The sequence below is a fragment of the Dellaglioa sp. CoH-57-MRSF-19 genome, assembly GCF_056781975.1.
The window spans coordinates 1,112-1,370 of the sequence record NZ_JBXAXW010000017.1 but is presented as its reverse complement, the minus strand read 5'-3'; the positions used below and the strand labels follow the sequence as shown (position 1 = coordinate 1,370).

Annotated in this window: 1 protein-coding gene; it reads right to left on the bottom strand. The window is 50.6% G+C overall.

The window, feature by feature from the left end; all coding sequences use genetic code 11:
• Window positions 1–207, bottom strand: a 207-nt coding sequence (locus AC1RO3_RS07840; RefSeq protein ID WP_481763906.1) for a hypothetical protein, incomplete at its 3' end; no start/stop codon positions are given.
• Window positions 208–259 lie beyond the last annotated feature (52 nt).

Sequence of the window (259 nt, the reverse complement as noted above, 5' to 3'; positions counted from 1 at the left end):
CTTTTCCTCTTCTACGTGCGGAAGCCCGTTTAGTCGCTCCGGCACAAGATGCGCGTAATCAGCGCGATCTTTGATGCACTGCTCATCGTTGTCAAAGCCTTCTACGAGTCCAGCAAACACGAAGTACCTGAAATGAACGTCATCGAGTTTCTTGAAATCTTCAGCTAGTAACTGATCGATAAGCTGATGGGCGCGTTGTGTGTCCATCGCGTCTCCGTATAAAAAGGCCGGTAACCCGGCAACTAGGTCATGCCTGACC